This window comes from Kitasatospora sp. NPDC023385 (assembly GCF_055664045.1).
The window spans coordinates 312,652-329,789 of sequence record NZ_JBVOOL010000003.1; the positions used below are offsets into that span (position 1 = coordinate 312,652).

The window sequence follows — 17,138 nt, forward strand, 5'->3', positions numbered from 1 at the left end:
TGACAGCAGTACGAGTCGACGTCCGAACACCGGCAGTCCGACCACAGGCAGCCGAACACACGCGGCCGAACACGGAAAAGAAGAGCCGCCGCCCCGCGCCCCAGGAGGGAAGCGCGGAACGGCGGCTCTCACCGGCCGAACCGGGTGTGGACTCAGCCCACGTTGGCGCAGTGGTTGCCGAACGCCGGGTTGAGCAGGCCGATGATGTCGACGGTGTTGCCGCACGCGTTGATCGGAATGTGGATCGGCACCTGGATCTGGTTGCCCGAGATGACACCCGGGGAACCGGCGGCGACGCCCTCGGCGCCGGCGCTGGCCATCGCGGTGCCGGCACCGGCGGCCACCATGCCCACCACGGCCGCGCCGACGGCGGCGGTCTTCTTGATGCTCATGTGAGCCTCCTGACTGTTCAACAGAGATGCACGGGGAGTGCGACATCTAGAACGAGACCCGTCCGGACCGGTTGCGACGGTGCGCGGACTGTCACCCATCTGGCGCAAAGGACCCGGATGGCGGTCCAGATGGGTGATCAGGAGGCCGGACCGTTTCCCCGTGCGCGGTTCCTCGTTCTCCCTCACGGAACCCGGTCCACCGGCCCCCACACACGAATCGAGATCCGCCCATGCGCAAGCTCGCCACGACGCCGTCGGCGCCGCGGCCACCGGCGGCTCGATCGATGCGGCGGGCCTCCCGAACGCGGCGTCCGGCGGTCCCCGCCGGCACGTCTGACCGGGAATTCCGCCGGTCGCGCCTTTGTCCGAAAGCCTTTCCCGGCCGTGCGGGGAGGATTTCGATAGGCGCACGACACGGCGGCCGCGGCCACGCCCGAGCCATGGGCGAACACGCCGGCGTACGCCGCCCGAGTGACAATCACGGCAATCCCTGAAGCCAGCGGGCGAGTATTCGTGCTCGCCCGACTCCCGACATTTCCCTTCCGTCGGGCAGAAATCGGAGGAAAGACATGCGCAACTTCAAGAAGGCCGCCGCCCTGTCCCTGGCCGCGACCGGTCTGGTGCTCGGCGCCGCCGGCGGCGCGTTCGCCAGCTCGGGCGCCGAGGGCGTGGCCGCCGGCTCCCCCGGTGTGCTCTCGGGCAACCAGATCCAGATCCCGGTGCACGTCCCGCTCAACGTCTGCGGCAACAGCATCAACGTGATCGGCCTGCTGAACCCGGCGTTCGGCAACAGCTGCGCCAACGTCGGCTGAACCGGCCGTCGCCGCACCGGCGACAGCCGTTTCACCGAGCCCGTGCCGCGCCCCGCAGCGCGGCACGCTCCACCCGTGTGTGATCGAGGAGATCAACCCCCATGCAGAACGTGAAGAAGGCCGCCGTCCTCTCCGCCGCCGCTGCCGGCCTGGTGCTGGGCGCGGCTGGTTCCGCCGCCGCCGGCGCGGGCGCCGAGGGCGTGGCCGCCGGCTCCCCCGGTGTCGTCTCCGGCAACCAGATCCAGGTCCCGGTGCACATCCCGATCAACCTGTGCGGCAACTCCGTCAACGTGGTCGGCCTGCTGAACCCGGCCTTCGGCAACAGCTGCGCCAACGTGGACGCGCACCCGAAGCCCGCGGACGACTGCTGATCCCCGATCGGCACGTGTTCCGGCCGTCCTGCCCCCCGACCAGCCGGCCGGGGGGCAGTTCGGCATCCCCGGACGGCCGTCCGGGACCTCCGATCCACCGAAGGGTGATCCGCATGGTTTCGAAGAAGAGCGGGGCCGGCCTGGCCGCCGCCGTCGGTGCCGCGGTCCTGCTCGGCGCCGGTTCGGCGCAGGCCGCCACCGTGCCGTCCGGACCGGCTCCGGCCGGACCGGCGCCGGCCGGGCCGGCCACGCTGGCCAGGACCGACGTCGGCCAGGCGCTCAACGGGACGACCTCCGGGCTGGGCTACGGCCTCGCGCCGGTCAAGAGCCTGCGCCTGGACCCGTGGGCGAACTCCGCCGCCGACGTGCTCAACAACGGCGCGACCGTCCAGCCGGACCAGGGCCTGGCCCCGGTCGGCACCGGCACGCTGACCGGTCCGCTGAGCGCTGGCGGCGGCGTCAAGGACCTCCCGCTGGTCGGCGGGCTGACCGGCGTCCTGCCGGGCTGAGCCGTCGGACGCACCGGAGCCCGGTACCCCGCCGCGTGAGCGGGGTACCGGGCTCCTGGTGTGCCCGACGCCTGGTCAGAGCTGGGTCAGGCCGGTCACCCCGGCCTGCTGCAGCACCCCGGTGGCGGTCGCGGTGGTGGCCGCGGGGTCGGCCAGTCCGGTCTGCTGCACCACGCCGGTGGTGGTGGCGGCGGTGGTCGCCGTCAGGTCGTTCACCTCGTCGGTGACGGAGAGCCGCTGGTCCTCGCCGCCGAGGCTGGCGCTGGCCCCGGGGACGGCCTGCACGGCGCCGGTGAGCAGCCGCGGGTCGACCTCGCCGACCTTGAGCCGGCCGCCGGCGAGCTGGCCGGCGCCGTCCTGGGCGAGCGAGAGCGGCTTGCCGAGGCTCAGGCCGGGGGTGTCGGCGTGCAGCGGCGCGGCCGGGGCGTCCAGCAGCACCCGGCCGAGGTCGGCGCCCTGGTCGACCAGCGGGAGCGGCAGCTCGGCCTTGGCGCTCGGGCCGACCTTGCCGGTGCTCAGCTGGGGGACGATCCGCTCCGGGACCAGCTCGGTGCTGGTGCTGGTGGTCCGGCCGGGCACCGGCGGCATGAGCAGCGAGGTCGGGATGCCGGCCGAGAGGTGGCTGCCCAGCGGGGTGAGCGGTACGTCCGCCGGGACCTGCTGGGTGGCCAGCGCGTCCTCCAGGGCTCCGACGTGGTCGAGGCCGACCGGGGCGGCGCAGGCCGGTCCCTGGGAGGCGAGCATGCCCGCACCGACCGCCAGCAACATCGCACCGGCCCGCTTGGAGAACTTCATGCTTTTCACCGTTCTGCTGTCCGTACTGGGGTTCACTGGGGAACGGCTGCGCGGGCGCAGCCGGAAAGCAATCTGTCCGTCTCAACGAGTGACCGGGAGCGCGGATTGCGCCGGTTAGCCGGTTCGGCCTAATAATCCGACCGGAAACCATCCTTCGCCGCGCCTCCCGGACTCTTTTCAAAAATCCCCGTAACCTTCCGTGCCGTCATTCTTTGATCTGGACATCAGTGACTGCAGACCGGGTCTGAGCGTTCTACGCGTTGTACGCCCACGGAATCCAAGAGCATTTCAGAGAGGGATCTCCCCATGATCCAGAAGTCCTTCGCCGCTGCCGGCCTGGCCGTCGCCGCGCTGGCCGCCGCCGCCGCGCCCGCCTCGGCCATCGGTGACGCGGACGGCGCCGCCGCCTCCATCGAGGGCAACGGCGGCACCAACTTCACCGGCACGGTCGGGAACAACAGCCCGAACTTCCACTTCCTGGACAACGCGAACGTCTGCCTGCCGGAGATCCACAACATCGCCGTCGGCGTGCTCGGTGTGGCGGTCCCGGTCGAGGTCCCGATCGCCAACAGCGGCGGCAAGCAGTACTGCACCCAGGGCCAGGGCACCCAGAGCCACGGCGACGCGGGCGTGTCCCACCTGATCGGCTGACGCTCCGTTCAGCTCCCCTGCACCACCCCCCTCTGATCCACCTTCGAATCGCTCCCCGATTCACCCTTGAGAGGAACACCGGAAATGATCAAGAAGTCCCTCGCCGCCGCCGGTCTGGCCGCCGCCGCCATCGCGATGTCCGCCGGCTCGGCTTCCGCCATCGCCGACTCGGACGGCGCCGCCACCTCCGTCCAGGGCAACGGCGGCACCAACCAGACCGGCACCCACGGCAACGGCAGCCCGAACTTCCACACCCTGGACAACGCGAACATCTGCCTGCCGGAGATCCACAACATCGCCGTCGCCGTGGTCGGCGTCGCGGTTCCGGTCGAGGTTCCGGTCCTGAACAGCACCCCGAAGCAGATCTGCAACGTCGGCCAGAACACCCAGTCCTCGGGCGACGCGGGCGTCTCGCACCTGATCGGCTGATCACGGGGCACGGCACGGACGGAGGGCCCGGGGAGGAAGGTCTCCCCGGGCCCTCCGGGCTTGGCGGACGAAGTGTCCGGCCGGCCGCCACGGGGCGGACCGGCCGGGTGAGCGGCCGTCCGGGACCGGCGCGGGGCGCCGGGCCGGTCGGCCGGAGGTGAACACGTGTCAGAGCGCCCACGCGGGCGCTCCCAGAGAGAGGGCAGATCCATGAAGAGCATGCTGGCCAAGGCCGCACTGACCGCCACCGCCGCGCTGGCGCTCGCAGGTGCCGCCACCCCGGCCTTCGCCCACACCGGCCTGGTCGGCGGCGGCGCGTTCGTCGCCACCGCGGACGAGCCGTTCCTGGCGGCCGAGGGCTTCGGCCTCGCCCACACCACGGACACCGCCGCCGGCGGCTTCGGCGGCGTCGCCGCCACCTCCACCGACATCATCGGCGGCGGCGAGGGCTTCGCCCACATCAAGGGCTGGATGTAGCGGAAGCCGCGAAAGGCCGGGCCGTTCCCCGTGGGGAGCGGCCCGGCCTTTCGCGTCGCGCGTGCGGGCGTGCGGGCAGGCAGGCAGCGGCTACTTGAGCATCGCGGCGGCCTCGACGGCCCAGTAGGTGAGGATCTGCGCGGCGCCGGCCCGGCGGATCGAGGTGAGCGTCTCCATGATCATCCGCTCCCGGTCGATCCAGCCGTTCGCCGCGGCCGCCTCGACCATCGCGTACTCGCCGGACACCTGGTACGCGGCGACCGGCACCGGCGAGGCGTCGGCGACCTGGCGCAGGATGTCCAGGTAGGCCATGGCCGGCTTGACCATCACCAGGTCGGCGCCCTCGGCGAGGTCCTGCTCCAGCTCGCGCAGCGCCTCACGGGCGTTGGCCGGGTCCTGCTGGTAGCTCTTGCGGTCGCCCCTGAGCGAGGAGCCGACGGCCTCGCGGAACGGGCCGAAGAACGCCGAGGCGTACTTGGCGGTGTAGGCGAGGATGCCCACGTCCTGGTGCCCGGCCTCGTCCAACGCCCGTCGCACGACGCCGATCTGGCCGTCCATCATGCCGGACGGGCCGACCAGGTGGACGCCGGCGTCCGCCTGCACCCGGGCCATCTCGGCGTAGCGCTCCAGGGTGGCGTCGTTGTCCACGCTGCCGTCGGCGGCCAGCACGCCGCAGTGGCCGTGGTCGGTGTACTCGTCCAGGCAGAGGTCCGACATGACCACCAGGGCGTCGCCGACCTCGGAGACCACGTCCCGGATCGCCTGCTGCAGGATGCCGTCCGGGTTGGTGCCCTCGCTGCCGACCGCGTCCTGCACCTGCGGGACGCCGAACAGCATGATGCCGCCCACGCCCGCCTCGGCCGCCTCCACGGCGGCCTTGCGCAGGGTGTCCCGGCTGTGCTGGACCACGCCCGGCATCGAGGTGACCGGGACGGGCTCGCTGACGCCCTCGCGGACGAACAGCGGCAGGATCAGCTCCGCCGGGTGCAGCCGGGTCTCGGCCACCAGCCGGCGCATCGCCGGGCTCTGTCGCAGCCGGCGGGGGCGAACGTACGGGAATTCAGCGGACACGGCTTCTCTCTCCGAACGGTTGTGCGGCGCGGGGGTGGCGGCGAACCACCGCCCCCCGCACCATAGTTGGCCCCAAGACGATAATTGGGGGCTCTCAGCGAGCCTTGCGGCGGGATCCCGGACGGCGTTCGCTGGGCCGGTAGACCGGCTCGCCGGCGGCCGTCGCGGTGTCCCGGCGCTTGGCCCCGAAGTCTGCCAGCGCCTGCGCCAGTGCGGCCGCCGACGGCGCCGGGGCCATCACGTCGACCCGCAGGCCGTGCTCCTCGGCGGTCTTGGCGGTGGCCGGGCCGATGCAGGCGATGACCGTGACGTTGTGCGGCTTGCCCGCGATGCCGACCAGGTTCCGGACGGTCGAGGACGAGGTGAACAGCACCGCGTCGAAGCCGCCGCCCTTGATCGCCTCCCGGGTCTCGGCCGGCGGCGGCGAGGCGCGCACCGTCCGGTACGCCGTCACGTCGTCGACCTCCCAGCCGAGCTCGACCAGGCCGGCCACCAGGGTCTCGGTGGCGATGTCCGCGCGCGGCAGCAGCACCCGGTCGATCGGGTCGAAGACCGGGTCGTACGGCGGCCAGTCCTCCAGCAGACCGGCCGCGGACTGCTCGCCGGATGGCACCAGGTCCGGCTTCACACCGAAGTCCACCAGGGCCTGCGCGGTGGTCTCGCCGACCGCCGCGACCTTGATCCCGGCGAACGCCCGGGCGTCCAGGCCGTACTCCTCGAACTTCTCCCGGACGGCGCGCACCGCGTTCACCGAGGTGAACGCGATCCACTCGTAGCGCCCGGTGACCAGGCCCTTGATGGCCCGCTCCATCTGCTGCGGGGTGCGCGGCGGCTCGACCGCGATGGTCGGCACCTCCTGCGGCACCGCGCCGTACGAGCGCAGCTGCTCGGACAGGCCGGTGGCCTGCTCCTTGGTGCGCGGCACGAGCACGTTCCAGCCGAACAGCGGCTTGGTCTCGAACCACGAGTGCGAGGCCCGGCGGGCGACCTGCTCGCCCACCACGGCTATCACCGAGGTGGCCGGGTCGACCGGGGCGGAGACCGGCGAGGGCAGCACCCGGGCGGCCTTCAGGTCGGCCGCGATGCCGGACAGCGTGGAGGTGAAGGTCCGCTGGCGGGTGGTGGTGCCGGAGAGCGTCGCGCTCAGCGCGGACTCCGGCTTGCGCCCGTTGGAGACCAGCGCGGCGGCGGTGGCCGGCAGCTGGCCCAGGGTGGTGCGGACCACCAGGGTGGTCTCCGGCGCGCCCAGGTCCACCGGGCCGCCGGACAGCAGCTGGACGCCGTCCACGAAGCGCACGTCGGTGCCGGACCCGGCCCGCAGCGGAACGCCCGCGTACGCCGGGACGCCGACCGACTGGGCGACGCCCGGGATCACCTCGAACGGGATCCCGTCGCCGGCGCAGCTGAGCATCTCCTCGGCGGCGCAGCCGTCCAGGCCGGGGTCGCCGTCGACGGTGCGGACCACGTGCTTGCCCGAGCGGACGGCCTCGGCGACCAGCTTGGCCAGGTCGAAGCCGGTGCCCTCGGCGGCCGGGGCGTGCACCTGCACGGCGGCCGGACAGTGGCTGCGCACGGCGGCCGCGGTCAGCGGGTCGGCGACCAGGACGTCGGCCGTGGACAGCACCTCGACCGCGCGCAGGGTCAGCAGGCCCGGATCCCCGGGGCCCGCGCCCAGGAAGGTGCACCGTCCGGTGGCGGGCTGTCCCGCCGGGAACAGGGCGTCGGTGGCGGCGGTGGGGCTCATCGGGCTTGCTCCCCCATCAGGGCGGCCGCGCCCGCGCCGAGCAGCCGGTCAGCCAGGGCGCGGCCGAGGGCCGCCGCCTGCTGCTCGGCGGTCTCGTCGAGGACGATCGGACCGTTGGCGGACATCTTCAGCAGGGCGGAGCCGTCGGGGTTGCCGACCACCCCGTCCAGCCGCAGTTCGTTCTCCCGGCCCCAGGTGGCCAACGCGGCCACCGGCGCCGAGCAGCCGGCCTCCAGGGTGGCCAGCAGGGCGCGCTCGGCGACCACGGCGACCCGGGTGGGGGCGTGGTCCAGGGCCGCGAGCGCGGCGGTCAGCTCCGGGTCGGCGGTGGCGCACTCGATCGCGAGCGCGCCCTGGCCGGGCGCCGGGAGCATCAGCTCGGGGTCGAGGTGCTGGGAGATCTCGGCGCCGCGGCCGAGCCGGTTCAGGCCGGCCGTCGCCAGCACGACCGCGTCCAGCTCGCCGCCGGCCACGTAGCCGATCCGGGTGTCCACGTTGCCGCGGATCGCGACGGTCTCCAGCTGGGCGCCGCGGGCGGCGGCCCAGGCGTTCAGCTGGGCCATCCGGCGCGGCGAGCCGGTGCCGATCCGGGCCGGGCGGCCGGCGCCGGCCAGCTTCTCCACCAGCTCGTCCAGGGTCAGGCCCTCGGCCGCGACCAGGGCGTCCCTGGCGTCCTCGCGCTCGGGGACGGCGGCCAGCGCCAGGCCCCGGGGGGCGGCGGTGGGCAGGTCCTTGAGCGAGTGCACGGCGAAGTCGATCCGGCCCTCCAGCAGCGCGTCGCGCAGCGCGGACACGAACACGCCGGTGCCGCCGATCTGTGCCAGCGCCTCCCGCGAGGTGTCGCCGTAGGTGGTGATCTCGACCAGGTCGACGGGGCGCCCGGTGAGCCTGGTCACCTCGCGGGCCACCATGCCCGACTGGGCCATGGCGAGGGCGCTGCGCCGGGTGCCGAGCCGAAGGGGCGCGGTGACCGGAGGCTGCTCCGTGATCGGTTGACCATTCATGAGGTGATCGTCCCGGTGGTACTCGTGGGATGGCTGACGGTTCATCTGGTGCCCCCGGCGGAGGGCTGGGGCGGGCCGCCGACCGGCGTGCCGGACACGGCGTGCACGGCCGCCGGGTCGAGGTCGAACAGCTCGCGCAGGGCCTCCGCGTAGGAGGCGCCGCCGGGCTCGGCGGCCAGCTGCTTCACCCGGACGGTCGGGGCGTGCAGCAGCTTGTCGACGACGCGGCGGACGGTCTGGGTGATCTCGGCGCGGGAGCGCTCGTCCAGGTCGGGCAGCCGGGACTCCAGCCGGCCCAGCTCGGCGGCGACCACGTCGGAGGCCATCGAGCGCAGCGCGACCACGGTCGGCGCGATCCGGGCGGCCCGCTGGGCGGCGCCGAAGGCGCTCACCTCGTCGGCGACGATCCGGGTGACCTGGTCGACGTCGCCGGCGCCGGGGCTGGCGGCGTGCGCGTGGGAGAGGCTCTCCAGGTCGACCAGCAGGGCGCCGTCCAGCTCGTGCACGGCGTGGTCGACGTCGCGCGGCATGGCCAGGTCGAGCAGGGCGAGCGGCTCGGGGGCCGTGCGCAGGGCGACCGCGGCGGCCACGTCCGCGGCCTTGACCACCACGCCGGCCGCGCCGGTGCAGGAGATCACCAGGTCCACGTCGGCCAGCGCGTCCGGCACCTTGGCGAGGTCCAGGGTGCGGGCCACGTCCGGGCCGAGGATCTCGACCAGGCGCTCGGCGCGGGCCGGCGTCCGGTTGGCGATCAGCAGGTCGGTCACGCCGGAGCGGACCAGGGTGGCGGCGGCCAGCGAGCTCATCGAGCCGGCGCCGACCACCAGCGCGCGCTTGCCGGCGATCTCGCCCGCGCCCGCGGCGACCTGTTCCAGGCCGAAGGTGACCAGCGACTGGCCGGCCTTGTCGATGCCGGTCTCGCTGTGCGCCCGCTTGCCGACCCGCAGCGCCTGCTGGAACAGCTCGTTCAGGCCGCGCCCGGCGGTGTGCTCCTCCTGCGCCTTGGCCAGCGCGTCGCGCAGCTGGCCGAGGATCTGGCCCTCGCCGACCACCATCGAGTCCAGGCCGCAGGCCACCGAGAAGAGGTGGTGGACGGCGCGGTCCTCGTAGTGGACGTACAGGTGGGAGGTCAGCTCCTCCAGGTCCACCCCGCTGTGGTGGGCCAGCAGCAGCGACAGCTCGGCGACGCCGGCGTGGAACTTGTCCACGTCCGCGTACAGCTCGATGCGGTTGCAGGTGTTCAGCAGCGCGGCCTCGCCGACGGTGGCGGTCGCGGCCGCGTCGTGCAGCAGCCGGGTCGGCACGTCACCGGTCAGCGCGGCGCGCTCCAGCACCCCGACCGGGGCCGTGCGATGGCTCAGCCCTACGACGAGAAGGCTCATGCCCGCCCCTCACAGCTCTCGGTGTTCATGCGGGCATCACCGCGGAGAGATCCCCGTCGCCGCCCTTGGCGGACTTTCCCTTGGCCTGCTCGACCGGCTCCTTGGCCACCGCCTCGGCGGTGCCGCGGGCCTTGGCGGTGCCGCCGGCCGCGCGGCGCAGCTTGGCGGCGGCCGCTCGGACCGGGCCGGGGGCGCGGTCGAGCACCGACTCGGCGCGGTCGTCCGGCTCCTCGCCGGCCTTGCGCTGCTCGTGGAAGGCGAGGATCTGCAGTTCGATGGAGAGGTCCACCTTGCGCACGTCCACGCCGTCCGGGACGGTCAGCACGGTCGGGGCGAAGTTCAGGATGCTCGTCACGCCGGCCTCGACCAGCCGGTCGCACACCTGCTGGGCGGCGCCGGGCGGGGTGGTGATCACACCGATGGAGACGTGCTGGCTCTCGACGATCGCCTCGAGCTCGTCCATGTGGCGCACCGGCAGTCCGGCGGCGCTGGTGCCGACCACGTGGGCGTCGGCGTCCAGCAGGGCGGCCACCCGGAAGCCGCGGGAGGCGAAGCCGCCGTAGTTGGCGAGGGCGTGGCCGAGGTTCCCGATGCCGACGATCACGACGGGCCAGTCCTGGGTCAGGCCGAGCTCGCGGGAGATCTGGTAGACGAGGTACTCGACGTCGTAGCCGACGCCGCGGGTGCCGTAGGAGCCGAGGTAGGAGAAGTCCTTGCGGAGCTTGGCGGAGTTCACGCCGGCCGCGGCGGCCAGCTCCTCGGAGGAGACGGTCGGCACCGAGCGCTCGGAGAGCGCGGTGAGGGCCCGCAGGTACAGGGGAAGGCGGGCGACGGTCGCCTCCGGGATGCCCCGGGCACGCGAGGGTCGGCGCGCGGCGCCCTGGTCGGGCGTCTGCGAACTGCTCTGTGGTGATCGGCCGATTGCCACGGTGCTCCTGTGGGTGAAGCTGGGCTTTGGCAGCCAGGCTATGCGTTTGTGAACGTGTGCACAAAGATGGTGTCCGATTTGTCCATGCACAGTGATGCGCATCACGCCGTCGAGCGCATAGCACCGGCCTGGGTCAGCACGACCTCCGGGGCCTGCGCGCCGGGCAGCCAGGGGCCGTACGGCGCCTCCCGGCGCAGCAGCGGGACGGCCGCGCCGGACGGGCGGGAGCGGGCCCGGCCCAGCCGCGGCCAGGGCACCCGGGCCGCCTCGCGCAGCGGGCCCGCCCAGTCGTCCGGCGGGCACGACGGCGCGCCCAGACAGTGCCGCAGCAGCTCCGCGGTCACCCGGGCGTCGCCCAGCGCGGTGTGCGCCGCGAACCAGCCCAGGCCGGCCGACTCCACGCAGGCCGCCAGGCCGTACCCGGAGGCCTCCGGCAGGTGCGCGCGGGCCAGCCGCATCGTGCAGAGCAGCGGGACGGGCGGCAGCGGCACCCCGATCCGGGCGAACTCGCGGTCCAGGAAGGCGTGGTCGCAGCTGACGTGGTGGCCGACCAGCACCCGGCCGGCCAGCAGCTCCAGGAGGAGCGGGGCGACCTCCCGGAACCGCGGGGCGCCCTCGACGTCGCACTGGCGTATCCGGTGCACATGGGTCGGGCCGACCGGGCCCAGCGGGTCCAGCAGGGTGGCGAACTCGCCCTCGGGCCGCAGCCGCTCGTCGAGCAGCACCACCGCGACCTCGACCACCCGGTGCCGCCACGGGCTGCGGCCGGTCGCCTCCACGTCCACCACGGCGAAGCCCCGGGCCCCGGGCGGGGTTTCGGGCAACCCATGGGTAGGACCGGGAAGCATGGCGGCACTCCTCGCGTGCTCAGCCCCCCACGGGCGCAAACGCGTTCGATCGTAAGTCGACCAACCCGCCCCGCCCCAAGCCGGAACGGAGTGTCTTTGGCAACGATTCGGCGAAGCACCCCCGCCGAGTGGCGGGGGCGGCGCCCGCGCGAACGGCCGATCAGCCGCCGAGGGCGGCGCGCAGCCGGCGCTCGTCGACCCGCCAGAAGTCGTGCTGCCGGCCGTCGATCAGGGTGACCGGGATCTGCTCCCCGTAGCGGCGGTACAGCTCCTCGTCCCGGGTGATGTCCTTCTCCTCGAAGGACGCCCCCAGCTCGCCCGCCACCCGGACGATCACCTCGCGGGCTTCGTCGCACAGGTGGCAGCCGGGCTTGCCGAGCAGGGTCACGGTCCGGTCCGCGGGCTTGGGGCTCTTACGTCGCAGCAGTGGGCTCACCGCCCCATTCTGCATTCTGCGCCCGCCGCGCACCCGGTCCGCGCCCGGTCGAGCTGTTCACCTCCCGGGCACGGCTCCGTCACGGACGCTCCGCGTCCCGCTGGCTATGCTCGATGACATGGCCGTGCTCCGAAGGCTCACCCAGGCGAAGCGTTCCACCAGCGAGCGGAACGCCCTGGCCGGCGAAGCCGCGGCCGAGGCGGCCGAGGCCGCGCTGCGCGCCGAGCCCGAGGCCGCTCCCGAGGCCGCTCCCGCCGCGGACGCGGACCTGCCGGCCGAGCAGACCGCGCCGGTCCCGGCCAGGCCTGGGAAGGCCCCCAAGGCCCCGGTCGAGAACCACACCCCGGAGCCGGGCGACCCCCACGCCGCCGCCTTCTTCGACTGCGACAACACCATCCTGCGCGGCGCCGCGATCTTCTACCTCGGCGTCGGCCTCTACCGCCGCGGCTTCCTCACCCACCGGGACATCGCCCGCTTCGCCTGGCAGCAGGCCTGGTTCCGGCTGCACGGCGCCGAGGACCCGGACCACATCTCGGACGCCCAGCACACCGCCCTGGGCCTCGTCGCCGGCAAGCCCACCGCCGACCTGGAGGCGATCTGCGAGGAGGTCTTCGAGGAGGTCGTCGCCGACAAGATCTGGCCGGGCACCCGCGCCCTCGTCCAGATGCACCAGGACGCCGGCCAGCGGGTCTGGCTGGTCACCGCCGCCCCGCTGGAGGTCGCCCGGATCATCGCCCGCCGGCTCGGCATGACCGGCGCGCTCGGCACCGTCGCCGAAGCCCGGGACGGCCGCTACACCGGCCGGCTGGTCGGCGACCTGCTGCACGGCCCGGCCAAGGCCGCCGCCGTCCGGGCACTGGCCCGGCACGAACGGCTCGACCTCGACCGCTGCGCCGCGTACAGCGACTCCGCGAACGACATCCCGATGCTCTCGCTGGTGGGCCACCCGTACGTGGTGAACCCGGACGGCGCGCTGCGGCGCCACGCCCGGGCCCAGGGGTGGCGGGTGCGGGACTTCAGGACCGGGCGGAAGGCGGCCCGGGTGGGCCTGCCGGCGGCGGCCGCGCTCGGGGTGGCGGCCGGCGCCGCCGCGGCCGCGGTCGCGCTGCACCGGCGCCGCCGCCGCGCCTGAGCCGCCGCGCCGGGCCCTCATCGCGCCCTCGCCGCGCCCTCGTCGGGCTTCACCGGGTCTCGCCGGGGCCGTCAGCGGGGCTTGCGCGGGTCACTCCGGCGGGCTCGCCCGGGTGGGCGACCGGTCGTCAACCAGGCCCCTGACCTGGCCGCTCGTACGGGCGAACTCCCTTTGATCGCATGACAGTCCGGCACCTATGCACGAACCTGTCAGCGGGTGACCGGTTCTGATCGTTCGCCAGACCGGGAAAGTCGGGGGTTGCCGAGCCTCAAGGCTGGGAAACCGCCCGCCGGACCCCCGAATTGGTCACCCTGAGCGCCCGTTCGATCACGTTGGGCCGGATGAACGATGACAGCTCCGGTCAGTGTCAGCCGAATATGCACAACAACTGGATCCCAAACGACCACTTCGACCACACGGTGTAGCTGTCATTGCACAAAGCGTTATTCTCTCCTGGATGCACGTCACCACGCGTCCCGCTCGAACGGGCGCTTCGGGAGTGCTCTCCGCGCAGGCGGAGGTGATCCGTCCACAGTTCTGCCTCTGGGAGTCCCGTGTACCCACCCGTCCGGAACGACGCGCCTGCACCCTCCCGCCCGTCGTCCGCGCCCCTGCGCCCCCGTACCGGCCACCGCGGCCGCCCCACCGCCGAGCGGCAGATCTCCACCGGCCTGGACCTGCTGCGCACCCTGCTCCGCAGCCGGCTCGCCGCCTCGACCCAACTCGTCCCCGCCGGCGGTCCGTTCGGCCACCCGCACACCGTCGGCCTGGCGCTGCGCACCACCGCCGCCGGCTCGACCGGCACCGGCACGCGCGGCCGCACCGGCGCCACCGGCACCGGCCGCGGCCGCTCCCGGACCACGACCGGCCCCGGCTACGAGACCGAGCACAACCCGATCATGGAGCTGGTCGAGCGGGCCCAGGCCGGCGAGAGCGAGGCCTTCGGCCGGCTCTACGACCACTACGCCGACACCGTCTACCGCTACATCTACTACCGGGTCGGCAGCCGGGCCACCGCCGAGGACCTCACCAGCGAGACGTTCCTGCGCGCGCTGCGCCGGATCGGCACCTTCACCTGGCAGGGCCGGGACTTCGGCGCCTGGCTGGTCACCATCGCCCGCAACCTGGTCGCCGACCACTTCAAGTCCAGCCGCTTCCGGCTGGAGGTCACCACCGGCGAGATGCTCGACTCCAACGAGTGCGAGCGCAGCCCGGAGGAGTCCGTCCTGGAGTCGCTCTCCAACGCCGCCCTGCTGGACGCGGTGCGGCGGCTCAACCCCCAGCAGCAGGAGTGCGTCACCCTGCGCTTCCTGCAGGGGCTTTCGGTGGCCGAGACGGCCCGGATCATGGGCAAGAACGAGGGAGCCATCAAGACCCTCCAGTACCGCGCCGTCCGCACCCTGGCCCGGCTGCTCCCGCCCGACGCGCGGTGAGCCGACCGGGACCGACGGGGTGGCGGCCGCAGGGCCGTCCGACCGGCCGTCACCGTCCGCACCCGGCCGACACGTCAGGGTGAACGGTCGGTCCGATGATCAGCCGTGCGTAACCGACCGCCCGTACCGCTCGTTGGCCAGCGTGCAAGCCTCCACCAGGCGTACGGTCAAGCCGAATTGCGACCTGTCACCCGATGGAGTGGCTTTGGCCAGCCGGGGCAACCGTCCGGCAGGCCGGCGTGTCGACAACGACGAAGGGAGGTGTGGCCCGTGACGGCAAACGTGCTGGAGCACCGGCGGGCGAAGGCCTTCGCCGAGGCGCTGGAGGCCCATCAGACGGAGCAAGGCGCTGCGGCCAACGCGGAATCGGCCAAGCCCACTGGTGCCGACCCCGGTTCGGTCGCGATGGCCGAACTGGTCGGCCTGACCGACTCGCTGGGGGCGCTGCCCGGGCCGGTGCTGGACCGCGAGGTCCGAACGGTCCAACGCGCCCAGCTGATGGCCGCGTTCGAGCAGGCCTTCGCGGGCGGGCCGGGCGCCGCGGTGCCCCGCCAGCGCCGCCACCGGGCGATCCGAACGGCGCCGCGCGGCCGCTGGAGCCGCCGGTTCGCCATCGGCGGGCTCGTCGCCGGGCTCGCCGTCGGCAGCCTGACCGGCGCCGCCGCGGCGAGTTCCAACGCCCTCCCCGGGGACACGCTGTACGGGCTCAAGCGCGGCCTCGAAGGGCTCCGGCTGGACTTCGCGGGCTCCGACTCCGAGCGCGGCGAACTACTGCTCGACAACGCGGCCACCCGGCTCGGCGAGGCCAATGTCCTGGTCGGCCGCAGCGGGCCGGCCGGCGGGCTGAGCCCCGCCGTCGTCGACCAGGTCCGCCACGCGCTGGACGACATGCACGCCGACGCCCTCAAGGGCCGCGAGCTGCTGCGCTCGGTCTACCGCAGCAACGGCTCCCTCGACCCGATGCGCGCGCTGGCCGGCTTCGCCCACGACGAGGACGGCCGCTGGACCGAGCTGCAGGGCAGGCTGCCCGTCCAGCTCACCCAGCAGGCCGACCTGGTGAACCGGCTCTTCGACGACATAAGCGAGGACGTCGCGCCCCTGCGGCTGGTCCAGGCCCCCGCCAAGAGCGGTGGCACGGCCGGCCCCGGAGCGGGCGACGGCTCGTCCGGCCCGACCGGTGGATCCCCGGCCGGCGCCCCGGCGGGCGGCTCCGGCACGACGCCGGGCGGCGAGGCCCCGGGCAGCGGCGCGACCGGCGGCAACCGCCCCGGCGGCACCGAGCACGCCCCGGCCAACCCGGGTGCCGGCGCGACCGGCGGCCTCGGCAAGGGCGGCGGGCTGCCGAGCACGCTGCCCACCAGCGCCCCGGACGCCGTCAACGGCCTGGTCGGTGACCTCACCGGCGGGCTCACCGGCACCAAGCCCTCGCCGAGCGCCGACGCGGCCCCGCCGCAGGTGCCGCAGCCGTCCGGCACGCCGGCCGTCCCGGACGCGGCCCGGCAGCAGGGCGTCGAGGTGCCCCCGCTGGTCCCGGGCCTGCTGCCCGGGCTGCGGATCCTCGGCGGCTGACGGCAGGGCGGCGGCAGGAGGACGGCGGGGGCTCGGCGGAGTGCGATATCCGCCGGGCCCCCGTCCTACTGTCCCGCTCCCGCTGTCCTGCTGCCGCGCGGCCCCGCCAGCCGTCGTGCGGTCGGAACCGAGCCGTCAGAAGAACACCGAGCGCCGCTGCACCAGCAGCTGGTAGAGCGTGTGCTGGATGGTCTCGCGCACCTCGTCGGCCAGGTCGAAGACCAGCATCGGGTCGTCCGCCGCCTCCGCCGGGTACCCGTCGGTGGCGATCGGCTCGCCGAAGCGGATCGTCCACTTGGTCGGCAGCGGCAGCACCCCGAGCGGGCCCAGCCAGGGGAAGGTCGGTGTGATCGGCACGTACGGCAGGCCCAGCAGCCGGGCCAGCGTCTTCACGTTGCCCACCATCGGGTAGGTCTCCTCCGCCCCGACGATCGAGCAGGGCACGATCGGCACCTTCGCCCGCAGCGCGGACGCCACGAAGCCGCCACGGCCGAACCGCTGGAGCTTGTAGCGTTCGGAGAACGGCTTGCCGATGCCCTTGAAGCCCTCCGGCCAGACCCCGACCACCTCGCCGCGCTCCAGCAGCGCCTGGGCGTCCTCGTTGCAGGCCAGCGTGTGGCCGGCCTTGCGGGCCAGCTCGTTGACGCCGGGCAGCACGAAGACCAGGTCGGCGGCGAGCATCCGCAGGTGCCGGCGGTTCGGGTGGTGGTCGTGGATGACCACCTGGGTCATCAGGGCGTCCAGCGGGATCGTCCCGGAGTGGTTGGCGACGATCAGCGCGCCGCCCTCGGCCGGGATGTTCTCCACCCCCTGGACCTCGATCCGGAAGTACTTCTCGGCCAGCGGACGCAGCAGCGAGAGCAGCACCTCCTCGGTGAGCTCGCGGTCGAAACCGAACTCGTCCACCTCGTAGTCGCCGGTGACCCGGCGGCGCAGGAAGGCCAGCCCCTCGGCGGCGCGGCCCTCCCAGCCCTTGCCGAACAGCCGGGCGGCCGCCGGGCCGAGCGGCCCGGACAGCGCTCCGCCGACCGCCCCGGCGAGCCGGTCGGCCAGCCCGGCGCCCGCGCCCTCGGGCTCGGACCAGCTGGGCGCGGACTCGATCGGGATGACCTTGGCCTCGCCCGGCGCGTTCTCGGCTGCGGCACTCATCGCGGG

At 73.9% G+C, this 17,138-nt stretch carries 19 protein-coding genes; 9 read left to right on the forward strand and 10 right to left on the reverse strand.

The window, feature by feature from the left end; genetic code table 11:
• Positions 1 to 152: 152 nt before the first annotated feature.
• The gene (locus AC0B61_RS07395; protein WP_471739634.1) at positions 153 to 392 is read right to left on the reverse strand and encodes a chaplin; all 240 of its coding nucleotides are present in this window, start codon (positions 390 to 392) and stop codon (positions 153 to 155) included.
• A gap of 569 nt (positions 393 to 961) precedes the next feature.
• Here AC0B61_RS07395 and AC0B61_RS07400 point away from each other — a divergent pair.
• The 3 genes from AC0B61_RS07400 (at position 962) to AC0B61_RS07410 (ending at position 2,084) form a co-directional block, all read left to right on the forward strand.
• The gene (locus AC0B61_RS07400; protein WP_471739635.1) at positions 962 to 1,204 is read left to right on the forward strand and encodes a chaplin; all 243 of its coding nucleotides are present in this window, start codon (positions 962 to 964) and stop codon (positions 1,202 to 1,204) included.
• A gap of 101 nt (positions 1,205 to 1,305) precedes the next feature.
• Positions 1,306 to 1,575 (forward strand): chaplin, encoded by a 270-nt coding sequence (locus AC0B61_RS07405; RefSeq protein WP_471739636.1) that lies wholly within the window; start codon positions 1,306 to 1,308, stop codon positions 1,573 to 1,575.
• Between the two features lie 113 nt (positions 1,576 to 1,688).
• Positions 1,689 to 2,084: a hypothetical protein gene (locus tag AC0B61_RS07410; RefSeq protein ID WP_471739637.1), complete on the forward strand. Its 396-nt coding sequence runs from the start codon at positions 1,689 to 1,691 to the stop codon at positions 2,082 to 2,084.
• Between the two features lie 75 nt (positions 2,085 to 2,159).
• Here the strand turns inward: AC0B61_RS07410 and AC0B61_RS07415 are convergent, their stop codons facing one another.
• Positions 2,160 to 2,879: a hypothetical protein gene (locus AC0B61_RS07415; protein WP_471739638.1), complete on the reverse strand. Its 720-nt coding sequence runs from the start codon at positions 2,877 to 2,879 to the stop codon at positions 2,160 to 2,162.
• Positions 2,880 to 3,185: 306 nt separating this feature from the next.
• On the opposite strand from AC0B61_RS07415, the gene AC0B61_RS07420 reads away from it, so the two are divergent.
• The 3 genes from AC0B61_RS07420 (at position 3,186) to AC0B61_RS07430 (ending at position 4,436) form a co-directional block, all read left to right on the forward strand.
• Positions 3,186 to 3,530 (forward strand): hypothetical protein, encoded by a 345-nt coding sequence (locus AC0B61_RS07420; protein ID WP_030232098.1) that lies wholly within the window; start codon positions 3,186 to 3,188, stop codon positions 3,528 to 3,530.
• Positions 3,531 to 3,614: 84 nt separating this feature from the next.
• Positions 3,615 to 3,959, forward strand: a complete 345-nt coding sequence (locus AC0B61_RS07425) for a rodlet layer protein (protein ID WP_471739639.1) — start codon at positions 3,615 to 3,617, stop codon at positions 3,957 to 3,959.
• A gap of 210 nt (positions 3,960 to 4,169) precedes the next feature.
• Positions 4,170 to 4,436 carry a hypothetical protein gene (locus AC0B61_RS07430; RefSeq protein WP_471739640.1) on the forward strand — a complete coding sequence of 89 codons (267 nt, stop codon included), beginning with the start codon at positions 4,170 to 4,172 and terminating at the stop codon, positions 4,434 to 4,436.
• 90 nt (positions 4,437 to 4,526) lie between these two features.
• Here AC0B61_RS07430 and hemB read toward each other — a convergent pair whose 3' ends face one another.
• From hemB to AC0B61_RS07465, 7 genes are all read right to left on the reverse strand, one after another.
• Complete coding sequence (gene hemB / locus AC0B61_RS07435; RefSeq protein WP_471739641.1) at positions 4,527 to 5,507, reverse strand: porphobilinogen synthase; 981 nt, start codon at positions 5,505 to 5,507, stop codon at positions 4,527 to 4,529.
• A 94-nt stretch (positions 5,508 to 5,601) separates the two neighbouring features.
• Positions 5,602 to 7,251, reverse strand: a complete 1,650-nt coding sequence (locus tag AC0B61_RS07440) for a bifunctional uroporphyrinogen-III C-methyltransferase/uroporphyrinogen-III synthase (RefSeq protein WP_471739642.1) — start codon at positions 7,249 to 7,251, stop codon at positions 5,602 to 5,604.
• Positions 7,248 to 8,255 carry a hydroxymethylbilane synthase gene (gene hemC / locus AC0B61_RS07445; protein WP_471739643.1) on the reverse strand — a complete coding sequence of 336 codons (1,008 nt, stop codon included), beginning with the start codon at positions 8,253 to 8,255 and terminating at the stop codon, positions 7,248 to 7,250. The genes AC0B61_RS07440 and hemC overlap by 4 nt, the downstream gene beginning before the upstream one ends.
• Before the next feature lie 41 nt (positions 8,256 to 8,296).
• A complete protein-coding gene (locus AC0B61_RS07450; protein WP_471739644.1) occupies positions 8,297 to 9,637 on the reverse strand; it encodes a glutamyl-tRNA reductase in 1,341 nt (446 codons plus the stop codon).
• Positions 9,638 to 9,662: 25 nt separating this feature from the next.
• Positions 9,663 to 10,559: a redox-sensing transcriptional repressor Rex gene (locus AC0B61_RS07455; protein WP_471739795.1), complete on the reverse strand. Its 897-nt coding sequence runs from the start codon at positions 10,557 to 10,559 to the stop codon at positions 9,663 to 9,665.
• Positions 10,560 to 10,666: 107 nt separating this feature from the next.
• Positions 10,667 to 11,389, reverse strand: coding sequence for a 3'-5' exonuclease (locus tag AC0B61_RS07460; RefSeq protein WP_471739645.1), 723 nt, complete (start codon positions 11,387 to 11,389; stop codon positions 10,667 to 10,669).
• 184 nt (positions 11,390 to 11,573) lie between these two features.
• Positions 11,574 to 11,864: a glutaredoxin family protein gene (locus AC0B61_RS07465; RefSeq protein WP_471739646.1), complete on the reverse strand. Its 291-nt coding sequence runs from the start codon at positions 11,862 to 11,864 to the stop codon at positions 11,574 to 11,576.
• A 103-nt stretch (positions 11,865 to 11,967) separates the two neighbouring features.
• Between AC0B61_RS07465 and AC0B61_RS07470 the strand changes: the two genes are divergently transcribed.
• The 3 genes from AC0B61_RS07470 (at position 11,968) to AC0B61_RS07480 (ending at position 15,983) form a co-directional block, all read left to right on the forward strand.
• Entirely contained in the window at positions 11,968 to 12,981 is a 1,014-nt protein-coding gene (locus tag AC0B61_RS07470) for an HAD family hydrolase (protein WP_471739647.1), read from the forward strand.
• Positions 12,982 to 13,640: 659 nt separating this feature from the next.
• Entirely contained in the window at positions 13,641 to 14,414 is a 774-nt protein-coding gene (locus AC0B61_RS07475) for an ECF subfamily RNA polymerase sigma factor, BldN family (protein WP_471739796.1), read from the forward strand.
• A 270-nt stretch (positions 14,415 to 14,684) separates the two neighbouring features.
• Entirely contained in the window at positions 14,685 to 15,983 is a 1,299-nt protein-coding gene (locus AC0B61_RS07480) for a DUF5667 domain-containing protein (protein ID WP_471739648.1), read from the forward strand.
• A gap of 135 nt (positions 15,984 to 16,118) precedes the next feature.
• Here AC0B61_RS07480 and AC0B61_RS07485 read toward each other — a convergent pair whose 3' ends face one another.
• On the reverse strand, positions 16,119 to 17,132 hold the full coding sequence (locus tag AC0B61_RS07485) for a lysophospholipid acyltransferase family protein (protein ID WP_471739649.1): 1,014 nt from the start codon (positions 17,130 to 17,132) through the stop codon (positions 16,119 to 16,121).
• Between the last annotated feature and the right edge of the window lie 6 nt (positions 17,133 to 17,138).